Raw genomic sequence first — 17,500 nt, 5'->3', positions numbered from 1 at the left:
CGTTCCCCCGCAAAAAAGGTAGGCTTGTTAACACTTAACAGCAAGCTAGATAGCGCTGGTTTTGCGATGATAAAAATTACAGAGTTCATAAATTCAATCCTGAAAAAGAGATGCATCACCGGCAGCTTGAGCAAGTGCTTGCTCAATTACCTGGTGGCTTAAAATAACGGGGAGAGCGATACCATTTGGCGCAGCAGGGCCATAGACAATATTAAACGGCACGCCAAAACGTTGGTAACGTTGTAAGAAGGCACTTACCTCACTAGAGGGCTTAGTCCAATCACCTTTAACTAAATGCACGGTGTCTAGCTTTAGCCGGCTGTATGTTGGGTCTTGAAGCAGCACCCCCACCTTATTTGCCTTACAGGTAATGCACCAATCAGCAGTCACATCAACCAACACGACTTTGCCTTGCGCCACTTGCTCGGCAATGTTGCTTTGTTGGAGAGGCTGCCAAACTAAGTCACTAGGCAATACTTTTGCCCAGCGTTCACTCGTCATAGCACCCACTAATGCAACGCCGCCACCAATCAACATCAAGGCACTAAAACTTATCAGCAATGCTTTAGCGCCGTATTGTTTAAGCAGTACCCAAACAAAGGTCAGCACTACCACGGCAGTTACAAGTAACAACCCAACACCAGATAAAAAATTGGCCAGTAAACTTAACAGCCATAAGCAAGTTGCCAACAACATCAAAGCAAAAACCAGCTTTACTTGCTTCATCCATTTACCGGGTTTGGGTAAAGCTTTTGCTAAGCTTGGAAATGCCGCTACTAACAGCCAAGGCAACGCCATGCCAAGCGCTAATGCGCTAAAAATGATGATTAGAGATAAGGGTTCCGCCCCCAGAGCAAACGCCACCGCGGTTCCCAAAAATGGCGCACTACAGGGCGTCGCTAATAGAGTGGCGAACATCCCCTGTAAAAAGTGCCCGCCATAGCTATTTCCACCGCTGGTTGCTAACCGCGTTTGCCAAGAAGCCGGCAGGCTTATTTCAAACGCTCCCAACATATTTAGTGCAAACAACCCAGTTACCAGCGCCATAAAGCCGATAAACCAAGGTTGTTGAAATTGAATCCCCCACCCTACAGCCTGGCCACTAACTTTAAGCAACATAACAAAGCCAGCCAAGATCCAAAATGACACAACAATGCCTGCAGCTGATGCTAAAAATTGGCGGCGAATTCGCCCTTGGTCGTGACTAGCGGCAGCAATCACCGAGCTAAGCTTCATGCCTAATACAGGAAGTACACAAGGCATAATATTGAGGATTAAACCACCCAATAGTGCAAACACTAATAGCTTAGGCCAAGCGATTGCCTCTACACTTACCTGCCCAGCAACAACCTTACTTTGGTACTCAACAGCCTGCTGCTTATCAAATATAGTTAAGTGCAATACCTTGTCGGTGAGCATGGGGGGCGCTAACCAGTTTTCAGCGCTAAAAACCGCGCTTACTTGCTTAGGCTGTAGGCTCAAATTAAGCAGTTTAAAGATAGTTTCCGGGTCACCATCTACCACTAGTTGCGGCAACTGCCATTGATATTCACCACGTAAGGTTACCTGCAATTGCTGCTTGGTGTCATCCCATACGAAGTCACTAGAACCAGCCTCAGCGAGGGGCGGTACCGCCATTTTTGCTTTGTTGTATAAATACATCGCTTCACTGTCTGGGCGCAGCGCTTTTAAGTCCACATCAACGGCAAAAGGGTAATCAGTGAGAACACAAACATTGGTGCAAGTAGATAGGGTTAATACCCCGCTTATTCGGCCTGCCTGAGAGCTAGAATCAACTCTTAACAACAGTGGAAAATCGACCGCTTGTTGGTAGCCAAAGGTTTGCAAACCCAACAATGAAAAGCGCTCGGGCCGCGGCCACAACCATTCAAGTGATTGAACACTGCTTGCCTCATCCCAACGAATACTGGGCGCAACGCCGCCTTCTCCTGGCGAGCGCCAGTAGGTTTTCCAATCGCCTTCTAACTTCACTTGCAACACTGCAGGCAAGAGCTTGGTTTGCTGATTGAACTCACCAGTAAGCATAAGCCGAACTTGCGCAGGCGGGTGTTGTTGATGAGTTAACCAACCCGTGCTTTGGCTAAACGCCAAGCTCGGCGTTAAGCTCAATAACAACAGCCAAGGTAATAAAATTTTCAATATCATCTCCAATAAATAAACATTAACGCAAAAGGTTGCCGTTAGTTTTTATTCTCGAAAATGACACACCGAGCGATACATTCGCCGAGGAGGCGGAATAGTAGGTTTAAGAAAGGTTTGAAAAGCGCTTAAGTGTGGCAGCATTACCAGCGCTAAAGCGGCAAATAGCACCACCACAAATACTTGCTCTAAGGTTTGAACGTATTGCTTAAGTAAATGTTCAGTAAAATGACAGCTTTGCTCGTTTAATACCTGGCTGGAAAAGCTTTGTTCATCCGCTAAATGCGCACTGGGGCATGTGACACTCAAGCCAAGGTTTTTTGCTAAACAGGTAGCCAATAGCACTGCTAGAAGCAGTAAAGTAATTTTAGCTTTAAAAGTAGTGTGCTTAAAAAACATGGCTTGGGATTAACAAAATGATGTTCATCTTTTACTGATACTCGCTATAAATTACAAGTAATACCACCAAAAATCGATCAACAAAATGTAAGTGGGATAAGGGCTAAAGTCAGAAATTTTCGCAGTAGAACAAAATGTTATACAAGGGTGCAACTTAGCAAAACTTTTTAGGTCGAAGCTTAACAACAAAAATACCTTGTAGTCACTTTTATGACACCAACTACCGCTATTACTATTGTTCGCTACCCTGGCGCCTCTCAGGCCGCCATATTTGGCTTACAAGAAATGTTTTGGTTAGCCAACAGTACCTCTCAACAGCAGCAATATAACCATCATTTTGAATGTAACATTGTTGAACATTACGATGTAATGGCGCAAGCATCCTGCTTACAGGTGGTAATCGTGCCACCCAGCATTAATCATGATTATTATCTCTCGCCAACACCAGAGCTTTTGCTATGGTTAAAGCTGCAGCATAAACAAGGTTGTGTAGTAAGCTCGGCCTGTGCTGGCGCATTTATATTAGCTAAGGCAAATTTACTAAACCAACGCCCGGTAACTACTCATTGGGCCTTAGCTGAAGACTTTGCTAAGCGCTTCCCTGATTGCCTGCTGCGGTGTGAACAAATTCTCATTAACGATGGCGATATTATTACCGCTGGCGGTTTAATGTCGTGGGTTGATTTGGGTTTGGAGTTGGTCGCGCAATACACTCGGCCAAGCATCATGCGCCAATTGGGGAAAAGCCTAGTTGTGGATACCGGGCCGCGTGAACAACGTTACTACCAAAGCTTTAACCCAAACTTTGAACATGGCGACAACGACATCATTAAAGTGCAGCACTTTATACAAAGCCACTATCAGCAAAACATCAACGTGGCACTACTGTGTGAACAATGCTTTCTTACAGAGCGAACTTTATTAAGGCGTTTTGTTAAAGCTACTGGCCTAAAGCCTATTCAGTATTTGCAAAAATTGCGGGTTCAGAAAGCCTGTGAGTTACTTGAGACAAGCCCCCAAAGTACCGAAGCCATTGCCCAACAAGTAGGTTATGAAGACGCCGGAGCGTTTAGAAAAGTATTTATAAAAATCATCGGCTTAAGCCCAAGGGACTTTCGCCGACGATTTACCAAGTAGTGATATTAGGCTAGCTAAATTGGGCCACCTGTTGCTGCAGCTCTTGCGACAGAGTTTGCAGTTGGGTGGCGCTACTGGCTGTTTGCGCCGCAGTATTTCGGCTATCACTAGTAAGGTTGCTAATTTGTGAGGCATTGGCAGCAATTTCTTGAGACACCTGCGCTTGTTGCTCGGTAGTAGCAGCAATGGTTTCCGACTGGCTAGCAATACTGGTAACTTGCTCGGTAATGCCATTTAAGGCTTCACCAGTTTGCGCAGCATGCTCGGTAAAAAACTCACCGCGTTTCTGGCTCTCGCTCATCATGCTCACCGCATTGCTAGTGCTTGATTGCAACTTGGCGATAATAGTTTCCACTTCTTTAACCGATTCTTGAGTGCGCTGGGCCAGCGTTCTTACCTCATCTGCAACTACTGCAAATCCGCGCCCTTGCTCACCGGCACGCGCCGCTTCAATAGCTGCATTAAGCGCTAATAAGTTGGTTTGATCGGCAATATCGTTGATCATTTTGGTGACATCTTGAATGTTGTTACTTTCTTTACCTACTAACTCAATGGCCTCGGCCGAGGATTTTAATTGGTCATTAAGTAAATCAATCTCACCCACCATTCGAGCGACCAGTTTTGCCCCTTGCTGGGTATTACCGTCAGCAGCGCGCACACTGCTAGCAATGTCTTCAACCTGTTCCGCTACCGACGCCGCAGAGGATGACATTTCTTCAATAGCCGCTGCTACTTGGTCAACCTGCGCTTGCTGATTATCCAACTGGCCTAGGCTATGCTCCGCATCTTGGTAAACACCGCTGGAGCGCTCTTGCAGAGCACTACTGGTATTTCGAATACTTCCAACCAAGTCGTTTAGTTTACTGGCCATCTCTTTCGCGCCAGCACTTAACTGCTCAACTTCGTTGCTTGATTCTGCACGGCCATCTTGAAAACTAACGCTAATTTCACCATTACCCATGCGCTGCATGTTTTCGCTTAATACTTCTAAGGGTTTAGTCATTTGTTTTAGTAACAAAGCCAAACCCAGTAATACAACTACCGCTACCGAAACCGATACTAAAGCAATTAACACCAATAAATCGCGGCTAGCTTTAGTGATTTCACTAACAAAGGTGCCACCTAGTATTTTCCAATTCCAACCTGGTACTTCGGCAAATACCAAGTATTTCTCACCCATTACACCATTGTATTCATAAGGGTAAAACAAACGACCAGAAGGCTGCTTAAAGATTTCTTTAAATGGCTGATTACCGTCGTAGTCACGGCGATCAATAATCGATTCACCTGGTTTAATTTCTGGGTGTAATAAGTAGTTACCGAGTAAATGGCTAGCATCGTTGTCTACCACAATAGTGTAACCGGTATCGCCCCATTTAATTTGTGAAAGATTATCGAAGATTTCTTCTGTGGCTTGGTCGATAGGTACCCCAATAAAACTTAAGGCGGCTACTTTGCCCTGCTGGTTTTTTATCGGCTTATAGTAAGTGAGATAATCTTTTCCAAATAAGGTAACTTTTGCATGAAAGGCTTGGCCACTTACCAAAGTGCTATAGCCAGGGTGATTTAAACCCAACTTAGTGCCAACTGCGCGCTGGGCTTGGCTATTTTTTAATGAGGTACTCACCCGCACAAAATCGTCGCCAGAGGCACTAAACAAAGTAGCAACCGCGCCGGTATCGGCAGTAAAACGGTCCACATAACGACTGTTATCAATCAGTGAGGCACCACGAATATGAACATCTTTAACGCTAAACTGCTCAAATTGAACAGTGCGTTCAGCCACTTCTACGCCACTCAAGTAGCCATTTCGAAACGTAGCTTCTAAATCCTGAGCTCGCTGTAAATAAGACGCAAATTGCCCTTCAACCATAGAAGCAACCGCTTTTACTTTTGATTCATGATCAGCCATCGCTTGTTCAAACAGCGCTTTAGAGGCTTTGTTGTATACCAGCGCCGCCATTAAACCCAACCCTAACAAAATGATCAGGCCAATAACTAACTGCAACTGCAATGAGATACTGCGACTTTTAAACCCACTAATCATGCCAAACTCCCTTTCTTAAAATTGACTAAAAAGTCAACAATTCACTTACTAAAGCTAATTTAAGCAAAACAACCGGTCAAGTAAATATCACAAAGGCATCACAAGAGCTTTCCTTGTTTTATATCAACAAGCGCTCTACACGGGCATTTTTTGTCAATAAGTGCAATATTTTATCGGCGAGAATGCTCACAAAAACGTTTATATGACAATTGCATCACATAACGTTTTATTAACATATTTAAGGGAGTAAGAACCAAAGCAGCTGGATGCTACTTTGGCTAAGTAAGATAAAAGAATTAGTTGGCGGCTGCCTTGCTAATGCCCGCTAACGCACCAGCGATTTTACCAAATACCGGATCGCAACCAGTTACCTGGTGACGCTTAGCGAGATACTGAGGATCGTTATAAGAAATCCACACTTTACCGGCTTCATCTTGCCAAATAAGTGCTTTTTGCGGCAAATCTAAGGCAATCAGCTGTTGGCACTTCATTAGAGGTGAACCGACTTTAGGGTTACCAAATATAATCAATTGAGTATCTCTAAGCTCAATACCCACTTTCTCTGCGCCATCAGAATGCTTAACTTGGTTAAACACTGTCATGCCTTTTTGCTCGAGTATGCTCAGCATACGCTCTGCGGTTTGGTTTACATCATGCTGGCTGGCCACACTGATTACGCCATCACTAGCAGCATTTACCACACTCGACACCATCAACAAGGTCGCACTAACAAGCCCTCGTTTTATCGCTCTAACACTCAGCATAAAAACTCCTATTTTTCAGCAGAATAAGTAACTTACTATCTAACTAAGTTATCGCTTTCTAGCCAAGTCTAGTTCAATTATTAGCTTTATCACACTTGCTCTGTTGGTTGCTGCTAACTCAGGCTTTGAAGGCAAGATAAGATAATAAGTTGCTAGCTTAACGATCCATCTCATTTAGATTCCCCACCATAAGCTTTGCTAGCTTCTCAAATTCCTCAATTTGCTGATCGCTCAGGTTTTGACACATTTGGCTTTGCACTTTGCTTTGGGTCTCTTCAATTAAGCTTGCCAGCGCTTGTCCCTCGTTGGTGAGAGACAAGAGCTGGCTGCGTTTATCTTCTGGGTTGGCGGTTTTTCTCAGCCAATCTTTTTCAATCATTTCTTTTAGCAAACGGGCGATTTGCGCTTTATCGCGAGAAAAGTGATTAACAATGTCGTTAGCCGTGCAATGGTGGCTTGCGGCAATAAAACTTAAACAACTCACATGCATGGCATTTAAGCCTAGCTGTTGGGCTTTTAAGCCAGAGCGCATAGCGATTCGATATGCTTGAACCAGAGCAAAAACCGAATCAGAAATTGATTGCTGTTTCATAAGACCTCAAATATTAGTTGACTAAGTCTACCTTTAAAAATATAGTTGATTTTATCAACCTATTAAACAATGTACAAGTCATTAGGAGTAACGATGAAGCCAAAAATGTATCCCGTTCAGGTATCACAGCTTATCCCACTCTCTCCTCACCTACTGCGGATTGTAGTGAAAGGCAGCAGTCTTAAACGCTTTCCTGAATCTAAGGAAGGGGCGCACGTGAAGGTGATATTGCCAAACAGCGATGGTTCAAAACCTAAAATGCGCTCCTACACCATTCGTTGGTTTAACTCGGCGAGCCAAGAGCTTGCTTTAGATTTTGTAATAAATCGGCACAGCGGGCCAGCGACTAACTGGGCGAGCCAAGCAAAGCTAGGTGACCAATTAAGCATTGCTGGTCCTGGGCAACTAAAGCTGAGCCAGTTTAATCATCACAGTTATTTGCTACTGGGGGATATTACCTCGGTTAACGCCATTAATGGTTATGTGCCAAGGCTTAATCCACAAGCTGAATTAAGGGTAGTAATCGCCGTTCCCTCTCGCGCCGACATTATAGAGCTAGACTATCACGCTGCTGACAACACCCACTGGTATGTTGAGGATGAAGCAAATATTAGCTTTGCAGAGCAAGTGCAAACAATCGCCGCAGGTATGGCTAGCGATAGTCATATATTTATGGGCTTAGAAGCCTCACAGATCCGCTCTTTACGGCCAATGTTGCAGCAACACCTAGGTTTTGATCGCCTAAATACCTTTGCAGTAGGTTATTGGAAACAAGGCGTAGATGCTGATCGCTTTGGCGCACAAAAAAAAGCGGCTCCCTTGTAGCCGCTTCCTTTTACTCTATTGACATTATTCACTGAGCCTGTAAATCAATAACTAGCGCTTAGGGCGATTTACAGCTTTCTTCTAAGGTATTTGGCAAGCGGTAGATACGTGATGAATCAACGTCGAGCCCATCCCCCACTATCAGCCAGCCACTTTCAACAGTCACTAACTTCCATTGTATTTGTTGCCAACTTAACCAGCGTGGTGGCTGCGCAAGTGCTTGCTTGGCATCTTCTGGCAAGGTTTGGGCGAGTTGTAATTCCAACTGCTCAAATGAGTAAGCGCTTAGCGCCTGCTCCACACACTGCAGAACAGCATCGCTTGCGGCAATAGCAACAGCATCAGACATCTCATCACTCGGCAAAGATGAAAATGCAGCTAGCTGCTCCTCAAGAGCGTAATGCTGCTCAGCAGACTTGGCAGCAATCTCTGTTTGCCTTTGTATTGTTTCAGCCTGCATAGTTGGTTTTTGCATAGCCTTCTGTTTGGCTAACTCTCTGCGCTCTCGCTCAATTGCTTGGGTATCTAGTTCTCGCTTACGCAATAGCTTTTCTGCTAGCTGCCGTTTTTGCTGGTCGAGCTCTTCGGTCGCCGGGTCATTAGCCTGTTGCGACGGGCTAATTAACTGCACATTGCTTTGATAACTTATTTCACTTGGTGGCACACTAATTTCGGTAACTAACCACCAGCCTAGCACTCCCACACAAGCCAAAGACGCAGCACTCGCCCACCAAGGCGCAGCCGCCCAAGAGTAAGATTTAGCTTTACTATTTTGCTTTGCCTGCTGCTTAGCCAGATTTTGAATACGTTTATCTAGCAGTTCCGAGGGTTCAAATTGGTTTAGCGCTTGCTGATAAGCGTGATCAATTTGCTGATCGCTGGGCGCATTACCTTTAGGTGTATCAACCATGATGTTTCTCCCAGCACTCTCGCAATTGTTGATAAGCAACCCGTATACGACTTTTTATGGCATCAAAAGATGCATCAAGTACTTGGCTCATCTCGGCCACAGCTAGGCCCGATTGTTTTAGCATAAATACATCTTGTTGCTTACTAGGCAGTAACTCCACACAGCGTAATATCACTTGCTTATCAAGGCCTTGCTGATGCTCTTTCTCGGGGTTTGAAAGAGATTCCAATTCATCTACTTCTTGTTCGTCGTTATGGCTTTGCTTGCCTTGCGAGCGCCAGTAATCGGCAATTCGGCGGCGTGTAATGGTATAAAGATAGCCTCGAAAGTGCGCGATATTTTGCTCGTCATCACTAGGTACCTGGTATTGGCTAGCTTGACTAATTATCGATTCCCAAACTTCTTGAAATACTTCGTTACAGGCAGCCTCTGCCATCTTTTGCCGAATAAAACCAAACAAGGGTTTGCGATAGCGTTGATAAAGCTGGTCAAACGCGGCTACGTCACCACGCTGACCATAATCAAGCATCAGTTGTTCATCACTGACTAAGCTCTTCATTGTTCGCATCAATCCTTGCGGGTAAGGTTACCGGTAATGGTTGCACTGCATACTCTAACTCTGGCAATTGCTGCGGCTGTGGCATAACCGGCGATTGCAAGGCTAAGGTATTGGTTAATCGCGCTAATTTAACAAACTCTGCGCGATAACCAAACTTATCTTGACCTTTTGCAGCATTAGCCCAATCAATAATTTGCTGATAAGCAAGCTCATCCAACTGCTCATTGGCACGTAATTTTTGGCCAAAAGCTGCTACAGCAATCGCAAAGCGGTCGTCATTGTTAGCTAGCTCAAAATCAACCAAATCTTGGCTAAATACCCGCTGCACGTACTTTTCGGAAGCTTGCGATTGCGCTTTTTTGTAACGCACTCGCACTTCGGCTAGCGCTTCATTCACCTGTGGCTTAGCCATTTTGTTTTGCTTCTGCTGCTGAAATACCAAAGGGTCAATTAAACCCGGTTTACCCACTGGGGTTATCTCATAAATAGCCGTTACACTGTGCCCCGCTCCCATGTCGCCAGCATCTTTTTTGTCATTGTTAAAATCGGCGCGCTCAAGTTGGCGATTCTCGTAACCCAGTAAACGGTATTCCGACACCATACGAGGATTAAACTCTACTTGAAACTTCACATCATGCGCCACCGTATGCAAGCTGCTACCTAATTGATCCACCAGCAGTTTTTGCGCTTCGTGCAAGGTATCAATGTAACCCGCTACACCATTGCCGTTATCGGCCAGTTGCTCCATTAAATGGTCATTATAATTGCCTGTTCCAAAGCCAATGGTAGAGAACTGCACCCCTGCTTTACGCTTTTGAGTAATGCGATGTTTAAGCTCATCAATGTCGGTGATGCCTACATTAAGATCACCGTCTGACATTAAATAAACATGGTTAATGCCGCCTTCAATAAAACCTTGCTGCGCTTGGTTGTAGGCCAACTCTATGCCAGCAGAACCATTAGTTGAACCACCCGCTTGCAAGCCGTTAATGGCCGCTACAATTTTGTGTTTATCTTTTACGCTAGTGGCAGGTAAAGCCACTCCAGTACCACTGGCATAAGTCACAATCGCCACATTGTCGCTGGTTTTTAGGTTATTAAGCATCAATAACATTGATTGCTTTAACAGAGGCAGCTTTTCTTGCGATTGCATCGAGCCAGATACATCCACCAAAAACACTACATTAGCAGCTGGGCGAATGCTGGTATCCGCTTTGTATGCGCTCACGCCAATGCGAATTAGTTGATTATTGCTGTTCCAAGGAGAAGCGGTAAGTAAAGTATCAATCGCAATAGGCTGCTCAATGCTCAAAGCTGCATCGTTGCCAGTCGCGTAATCGTAAGAAAAGTAGTTAATAAGCTCCTCTACACGCACAGCATCTTTTGGTGGAAGTTGGCCATTGTTGATAAAACGGCGCATGTTGGCGTAACTGGCACTGTCGACATCGGCACTAAAAGTAGAAACCGGTTGCTCTGCTACGGCCACTACCGATAAATCGGAAAACTTTTGGTAGTTTTCGTTATTGCCCTGCTCGTAGTAATACGAAGAGTCGGCAAGCCCCTGCGCCGCCGCAAAGTTAGATGTTCTTGCCATTTGCATTTGGCTAACTGCGCGCTTTTCTCGCTGATGCTTAGCGATGGGGTGTACCGCCTTAATAGATTGGTCTTGCTGCGGTCGTTGGGCTGGCTTGGTTTGCTTAACAGACTCATTCTGTTGTTGCGGTTCTACTCGATCAACATTGGCCTGCTCATCAGCACTATATTGGCCACAGGCAACTAACGAAGAAAGGGTTAAGCCCACAAGCACTGCACGAGCAATAGGTGAATATGAAACATGTAACTTTTGCATTTTGAATACCTTGTTTAAATCAATCTCACACAGGTAATCGCAGCTAATAAAAAAACGAGGCTAAATTAACTGAAAAATTTTCAATTTAACGTAACTCGCCTAAATTTATGAAGTAAATGGGTTTCCATCATTCAATCGGCTACCGCACCAATAACAGCTTTCTCGGCGCTTTTTGACTTTGTGCCCACAGTCTGGGCAATCGGTGCTGTATTCAGGATTTAGCTTCCCATCTTTAATTCCATCACGTAGATCAATCTCTTCCATTTTCAGCATAAGCTCTTGCTCACTAACACCATATTTAGTTTGCAAAATTTCCCACATAGCCTGACTAGCTAAAGACAAAGTGTCGAGCCTCTTCTCTAAATGGTCAAGGTCTCCAGAATGGCTTCGCGTTTTTATCTGAGCTTCTGAGGCAATAGTATTGTTTCTATTGATCTGATCTGACTGAAACATATTCCAGAAAAAGGCCATACAATCTCCCTATTATTTACGCCTAAAATCAAAACATTACAGCTTATCAACTAAGCTATCAATTCATAATATATTTTCGAACAACTTACTAACGCAAACCAGCCCTATTCTTTTGGCTTAGCAACAAAGCTATATATTTGCTCACCAGAATCGCGAAGGGCATCTAGCGCTACATCACTGGCCCAAAACTCACCAACCTTGCCTGCGGGTATCCAACCCGTAAACAGCTGGTAGGCTTTAAGGCTTTTACCATCGTGTACGTATGACGATGGGATATGAACCTCTAAGTCTTCAGCTAAATCGTTATTCAGCACAAACACGCTTTCTAGCTCCAGCATATTTAGCTCTTCGGTACGGGCTTTTAGCCGCTTACGTAAGTTGTCGTCTAGCTGTAAACTAATATAACCCTGTTCGTTATTAGCAATAATCACCATGCCGGTTTTAGACTCAGGAGACTTCTTGTCTTGTATTGTATCTAGCACCACATCAACCTTGTAGTTGGCAGTATATTCCAAACCTAGATCATCATTCGCCTGACACGACACCAGCTCATGGTTCTGCTTAAACAAATTGAACATCAATCCATTAGCTTCGGCCAAACCATCGCTTTCCACGCCCGTTTCGGGATGAAAACACCCATCCATTAAAGTGACATACATATTGGCACTCAGTACCTTGCCGTTGGAATCTGGGTTATTAATATCTGATGCGTTTAATTGAGTCACCAGCTCAGCCTTACAGCCAACTAACATTAATATTGGTAGCACTAGCAAGCATTTTAGATTCATGATTTGTCACTCTTTACTTAGGGTGCGCGCAGTGTAAGCAAGCACTATGAGCAAAATAGACAATTTACGAACTACCTACCTATTACCGCCACTAAAACACTACAACTCCTTAAGACAGAGAAACAGTAACCACCTAGTGAAATACCCTAGTAAATTAGCTATTTACCAAAATTTGTAGGGCTTAAGTGACTACTTTCTATGACTGACATTGAATTGTCTTATTAATGTCGCATATTTATCCGCGATCAAATATCAACAAAACATAAAAATATAGTATTCAGCAAAGTAGTGGCTAGGGTGTTGAAAAGTCTGGTTATTGAGACGAAGTGAATATGCCAATCACACCAAGTAAGTGACCATCAATAACGCTGTGAAAATACTCGAGAACAAAGCAGAGTTTTTCGATAAGTAGTTATTCTACAATCAAAAATTCTAACGCAGTTATCGAGTATTTTAACCAGATAGTATGAACAGTTACTCAGTACGATTGGTATTCGTTCAGGCAAGACAATCAAACACTAGCAACAAGTTATGGATGTTTAGGAGTAATAACTTAGATGACGGATCAACGCGTTAGGTTTGCCGACAGCGACAACCTTATATCAACCACCACAGCCGACAGCCACATTACCTATTGTAACGACAGCTTCTGCAAAGTAGCAGGTTACCAACAAGACGAATTGCTAGATAAGCCACACAATGTAATTCGCCATGCCGACATGCCCAAGCCCGCTTTTGCTCAGTTGTGGCAACATATTCAAGCAGGTTCTAGCTGGATGGGATTAGTAAAAAACCGTTGCAAAGAGTCTGGACACTACTGGGTATCGGCATTTGTTACTCCCATAATGGATAAAAATGGCGAAGTATTTGAATACCAATCAGTACGTACCCAGCCTAACGATGAGCAAATATCTCGGGCCAGCAAGCTTTACCAAAAACTCCAGCAAGGCGAAGCAAAAGTAAGGCGACTGGCGCTGTGCAGCTGGCAGCAACTTGGCATCTTAGCCACCCTAGGCTGCTTGGTATTAACTGCTTTGGAGGTGATTAGCTCGGCCACTTTACTCGCCACCGCCATTCCACTTTTGGTGATTAGTTTACTGCTTAGTATTAAGTTTAAAGCTAGGTTATCTGCGCTTAAGCAAATTGCCCAACAAAACTACCACAACCCCTTGATGGAAATGCCCTACACCGGCCACTGCGACGATTTATCTTCCATCGAGCTAGCCATGCTAATGAAAAAGGCAGAACTGCGCGCCGTAACTGCCCGCGCTAACGAAACCTCCGAGAGCATTCTAGATTCCGCCAAACAAGAAGTCGCCAACAGCCAAGCCATAGACAAAGAGCTAAGCGAACAGAGCAATGCCACCGACGCCATGGCGGTATCGGCCGAGGAAATGCTTGCCTCAATCGATGAAGTCTCGCAACAAGCCAAACAGAGCAGCGAGTTTACTCAAGATGCCAGTATTACCGCGATGCAAGGGGCAAAAACCATTGATGAAGCGGTTGCCACCGTTAACTCACTAAGCCAAAAATTAGACGACTCTCGGCAAGCCCTTGGCCAGCTATATAACGATGTAGAAAGCATCGAAACCATTTTGGGGATGATTCAAGGCATCGCCGAGCAAACCAATTTGCTGGCGCTAAATGCAGCCATTGAAGCTGCTCGAGCGGGTGAACACGGCCGAGGTTTTGCTGTGGTGGCCGACGAAGTGCGTGCGCTATCGGGTAAAACCAGCAGCTCGGTAGACGATATTCGAAGCAAAATAGAAGTACTACAAGCCACAGTAAACAAAACCGGAAACTTAATGGAGCAAGGCATAGCCGCTTCGGATTCCAGCGTAGCTAAATCGCAACAAAGCAAACAGGCTTTTCAAGCCATTGTTAACGATTTACATGCCATTGGTGAGCAAAGTACTAGCACATCACAAGCAATCACCGAGCAAGTTCAGGTTACCCAAGGCATGACCGAACACGTACACCGAATGAAAGAAGCGGTGGACTCCACCAAGCTACTGTCCGACAGCTCGGTGGGCCGCACTCAAAAACTGGTGAATAGCTTAGAAAGCTTAAAGCGCTTGGTTAACCAGTTCAGCCAATCCTAAGCTCGCTAAAGTGCCAAATACCTAAACGCTAAAACAAAACAGCCCGCAAAAGCGGGCTGTTTAACATCAATCTACTGTTTAGCTTAAATACTCGTTAACCAGTTATGCTGGTCTTGGGCTTTACCCCATTGAATATCGTTAAGCGCTTGGCGCAACTTCAAGGTGGTTTCACCGGCTTCGCCATTACCAACGGTGTGTTCTTTACCGTTGTGAATAAGCGTACCTACTGGCGTTAATACCGCAGCAGTACCCGATAAAGCCGCTTCACAACCTGGCTTAGCTGCACGCTCTAATAGCTCGTCAACAGTAAGCTCACGCTCACTTACTTTCAAGCCCAAGTCGCGCGCCAAGGTTAGAATAGAGTTACGAGTAACCCCATGTAAAAAGCTGCTGTCGAGCGCTTTAGTAATTAGCTCATCGCCGTCAATTAAAATAAAGTTGGCAGCACCCGTTTCTTGTACGTCGCCACCTGGGCAAAACAGAACTTGGTCGGCGTCAACTTCGGTGCGCGCTTGGCTAATTGGCCCTAAAGCACTGGCGTAATTACCGCCCGATTTAACCATACCCATGTGTGGTGCACAGCGCATGCCGTTTTCTTCTAGCAATAAGCGTAGTGGCTTAGCACCTACCGCAAAGTAATCGCCCACTGGCGACAGCAATACGTAAAGCAATGCCGAGCTAGTTGGCGCGGCCGCTTTGCCAATGGCAGGCTCGGTGCCAATAAAGGTTGGGCGAATATACATAGACCCCGGAGCAGCTGGCACTTCATCTGCAAATTTTGCCACAATGTCTTTAACCATTTGCTCTAATAATTCGGGTTTAAAAGCAGGTAAGCTTAATAACTCAGCAGATTGCGCCATACGCTTAATGTTGGCGTCCATGCGGAAAATATGCACGCTGCCATCTTCATGACGAAAGGCTTTAAGCCCTTCAAAACAAGTGCTTGAGTAATGAAGTACGTGCGCGCCAGGGTGCAAGCTAATACTGTCAGACGAGACAATTTCACTATCACCCCATTGCTGATCTTCGTATTTTGCTAATGCCATTTGTGGCATAAAAACCGTACCAAAAGCTGCCATGTTGTGTTCCTACTTATGTTGGGGCTTTAAGCCCTATTCTTTATTTTGATTGTCTGTTCTTTAGCGAAGTAGAAAACTGGTGGGACTGAACGAGTTCGCGCTTTTATCAAACCGAGGTACCTGAACGACCAATGCCAATTTTTCCATAAACTGGATTCGCAGAATGGTAAAAGAGTATGTGGTCTTATGGCACTGCGATCAAGCTTAAGAAACCCTCAATCTGCAAATATTCTGCAATAAATGTGTATGCAAAGGGATTTTGGCAACCAACAAAGCAAATTTGTAAACTGGCTTTGCTTAAACTTACCCATAGCCCGCCAGCAATCAGTAGAAAGAAAAAAGGCAAGGCATAGCATTAGATAAGGGCTTCATTTTGCTTGTAGCTGTACTTGGGCTATCACAACTACCGCGAAACCGCTTGTGATTCAGGCATCACCAAAAAATAGGCGATGCACTTTTTTGGTAACGCTTCAATAATGGGCAAGTGTAGCGGCATCACCGCGTCTTGGCACTTGTCCCCATGACGAGCGCATGATTATGTTGCATGTTAAGCATCGCTAGGTTTGCGCAGATGTTTTGCTACAAAGTAATACGCCCAGGATATGACGAGTAGTAACACACTCAAGAAACCTACGGTTTCAGGGATCAGAAAATAGTAGCGCTCTTTGCTACTTGGCCCTTCAAGCAAACAGACTCCCCATGAAACGAAGGACAGGATCAGCGACACATAAGTCACTCGCCAGTAGAGGCCAATTCCAACATTCTTTGGAGTCAGCTTTTTAGCTGCGAGCATGCACAAGAGGCTCGGTATCGCTGAAGCAACCGCAACGATTGATATGAACAAAGCTATCTCTGCCGGAGCAGCACTAGAGGTTCCAATATCCTGCCATACGTCAGTCCCTGCCATAAGCGCTACTACTAGTGCGCAGATATAAACTTTATTCATTGGGCTCCTATGAACTACGTATGCTTAACGCCCCAATAAGGGGCTGATAAATGCTTGGCTATAATGTGCAGCGAAGCGGAACTGAGCCAAGCTTTAGCAATTCCGCACTTGATTGGTTTGTTAGGTGCCAGCTACTCCGAACTAGTAAATAGTTTAACGTGCGCATACGCTAGCCAAAGTAATAATCCAACTACCAATAATGATAAGCCTAAACTCATCCAGTATGAAAATGGGCTATCTACAACATCAACTGTATTTCCAAATCTTAAATTAGTTATACCTGTTTCGTAATCATTTAAAATAACTTTAAAAATAGCTAACGAAAGTATGAAACAACCTGAAGAAATGGAAATATCCTTTAGTTTTTTCACCATTTTTCCTTAGGCACCTAACGCTTCACGAATGGGCTGGCCAAGCCAGTCCCCTGGAGGCAGCGCTTTTCAGCGGCCGGAGCGAAATTACGTGACTTGTTAGGTGCCATAGATGCTCACTTTGCTATACAAGCGCAATGTGACAACAGCTAAAACGGAAACTAAGACCGTCATAAACAAGCCAATATAGATAAATATTTCGAAAATGCTTTCTAGGTAGTTGCCAGCATCGACATGCGCTTCTCTCATACCCTGCACAAGAATTAAGCCCAACTCTTTGTCGACTTCCAACTCTCCCGATTTAACTTTTTCGGAAAGCTCTAAGTAAATAGGACTGCTATCTATGCTTTTAATTTTTTGAGCGTTTAGGTTGATACCTAAATTGCCGCCGACAACTATACCTAAAGCAGTCAGGAGCAAAAGTGCTATTAGTACAAAATTTAACGATTTAATCGGACTACTCCTTTGGGAATCTAACGCCAAGCTAAGCGGCGCATTCGA

General features: G+C 44.6%; 16 protein-coding genes. 3 read left to right on the top strand and 13 right to left on the bottom strand.

The genetic code is table 11. The features are described from left to right. Positions 1-93: 93 nt before the first annotated feature. A complete protein-coding gene (locus OV592_RS06515) occupies positions 94-2,166 on the bottom strand; it encodes a protein-disulfide reductase DsbD family protein (protein ID WP_406610838.1) in 2,073 nt (690 codons plus the stop codon). A gap of 42 nt (positions 2,167-2,208) precedes the next feature. Continuing rightward, complete coding sequence (locus tag OV592_RS06510; RefSeq protein ID WP_406610837.1) at positions 2,209-2,499, bottom strand: hypothetical protein; 291 nt, start codon at positions 2,497-2,499, stop codon at positions 2,209-2,211. 270 nt (positions 2,500-2,769) lie between these two features. Between OV592_RS06510 and OV592_RS06505 the strand changes: the two genes are divergently transcribed. Then, positions 2,770-3,696, top strand: a complete 927-nt coding sequence (locus OV592_RS06505) for a GlxA family transcriptional regulator (protein ID WP_406610836.1) — start codon at positions 2,770-2,772, stop codon at positions 3,694-3,696. A gap of 10 nt (positions 3,697-3,706) precedes the next feature. Here OV592_RS06505 and OV592_RS06500 read toward each other — a convergent pair whose 3' ends face one another. From OV592_RS06500 to OV592_RS06490, 3 genes are all read right to left on the bottom strand, one after another. Then, positions 3,707-5,743, bottom strand: a complete 2,037-nt coding sequence (locus OV592_RS06500) for a methyl-accepting chemotaxis protein (protein WP_406610835.1) — start codon at positions 5,741-5,743, stop codon at positions 3,707-3,709. Positions 5,744-6,039: 296 nt separating this feature from the next. After that, positions 6,040-6,507: a DUF302 domain-containing protein gene (locus OV592_RS06495; protein ID WP_406610834.1), complete on the bottom strand. Its 468-nt coding sequence runs from the start codon at positions 6,505-6,507 to the stop codon at positions 6,040-6,042. A gap of 157 nt (positions 6,508-6,664) precedes the next feature. Next, complete coding sequence (locus OV592_RS06490; RefSeq protein WP_406610833.1) at positions 6,665-7,099, bottom strand: MarR family winged helix-turn-helix transcriptional regulator; 435 nt, start codon at positions 7,097-7,099, stop codon at positions 6,665-6,667. A 93-nt stretch (positions 7,100-7,192) separates the two neighbouring features. Between OV592_RS06490 and OV592_RS06485 the strand changes: the two genes are divergently transcribed. Beyond that, positions 7,193-7,924, top strand: coding sequence for a siderophore-interacting protein (locus tag OV592_RS06485; RefSeq protein WP_406610832.1), 732 nt, complete (start codon positions 7,193-7,195; stop codon positions 7,922-7,924). A 58-nt stretch (positions 7,925-7,982) separates the two neighbouring features. Here OV592_RS06485 and OV592_RS06480 read toward each other — a convergent pair whose 3' ends face one another. The 5 genes from OV592_RS06480 to OV592_RS06460 form a co-directional block, all read right to left on the bottom strand. Further along, entirely contained in the window at positions 7,983-8,834 is an 852-nt protein-coding gene (locus tag OV592_RS06480) for a hypothetical protein (protein WP_406610831.1), read from the bottom strand. After that, positions 8,827-9,393, bottom strand: coding sequence for a sigma-70 family RNA polymerase sigma factor (locus tag OV592_RS06475; RefSeq protein WP_221074345.1), 567 nt, complete (start codon positions 9,391-9,393; stop codon positions 8,827-8,829). Before OV592_RS06475 ends, OV592_RS06480 begins: the two co-directional genes overlap by 8 nt. Further along, on the bottom strand, positions 9,374-11,242 hold the full coding sequence (locus tag OV592_RS06470) for a vWA domain-containing protein (protein ID WP_406610830.1): 1,869 nt from the start codon (positions 11,240-11,242) through the stop codon (positions 9,374-9,376). Before OV592_RS06470 ends, OV592_RS06475 begins: the two co-directional genes overlap by 20 nt. 105 nt (positions 11,243-11,347) lie before the next feature. After that, positions 11,348-11,713, bottom strand: coding sequence for a hypothetical protein (locus OV592_RS06465; protein WP_406610829.1), 366 nt, complete (start codon positions 11,711-11,713; stop codon positions 11,348-11,350). Between the two features lie 104 nt (positions 11,714-11,817). Continuing rightward, positions 11,818-12,501 carry a hypothetical protein gene (locus OV592_RS06460; protein WP_406610828.1) on the bottom strand — a complete coding sequence of 228 codons (684 nt, stop codon included), beginning with the start codon at positions 12,499-12,501 and terminating at the stop codon, positions 11,818-11,820. Between the two features lie 557 nt (positions 12,502-13,058). Here OV592_RS06460 and OV592_RS06455 point away from each other — a divergent pair. Continuing rightward, entirely contained in the window at positions 13,059-14,603 is a 1,545-nt protein-coding gene (locus OV592_RS06455) for a methyl-accepting chemotaxis protein (RefSeq protein WP_406610827.1), read from the top strand. An 83-nt stretch (positions 14,604-14,686) separates the two neighbouring features. Here OV592_RS06455 and OV592_RS06450 read toward each other — a convergent pair whose 3' ends face one another. The 3 genes from OV592_RS06450 to OV592_RS06440 all read right to left on the bottom strand — a co-directional run bounded on the left by OV592_RS06450 (position 14,687) and on the right by OV592_RS06440 (position 17,482). After that, on the bottom strand, positions 14,687-15,682 hold the full coding sequence (locus OV592_RS06450) for a branched-chain amino acid aminotransferase (protein WP_016404026.1): 996 nt from the start codon (positions 15,680-15,682) through the stop codon (positions 14,687-14,689). Between the two features lie 547 nt (positions 15,683-16,229). Continuing rightward, the gene (locus OV592_RS06445; RefSeq protein ID WP_406610826.1) at positions 16,230-16,628 is read right to left on the bottom strand and encodes a hypothetical protein; all 399 of its coding nucleotides are present in this window, start codon (positions 16,626-16,628) and stop codon (positions 16,230-16,232) included. A gap of 470 nt (positions 16,629-17,098) precedes the next feature. After that, positions 17,099-17,482, bottom strand: a complete 384-nt coding sequence (locus OV592_RS06440) for a hypothetical protein (protein WP_406610825.1) — start codon at positions 17,480-17,482, stop codon at positions 17,099-17,101. Positions 17,483-17,500 lie beyond the last annotated feature (18 nt).

Source organism: Agarivorans sp. JK6 (assembly GCF_045277145.1).
Taxonomy (GTDB): domain Bacteria; phylum Pseudomonadota; class Gammaproteobacteria; order Enterobacterales; family Celerinatantimonadaceae; genus Agarivorans; species Agarivorans albus.
Note: the sequence above shows the minus strand (reverse complement) of the source record. Positions and strands in the feature narration are given on the sequence as shown.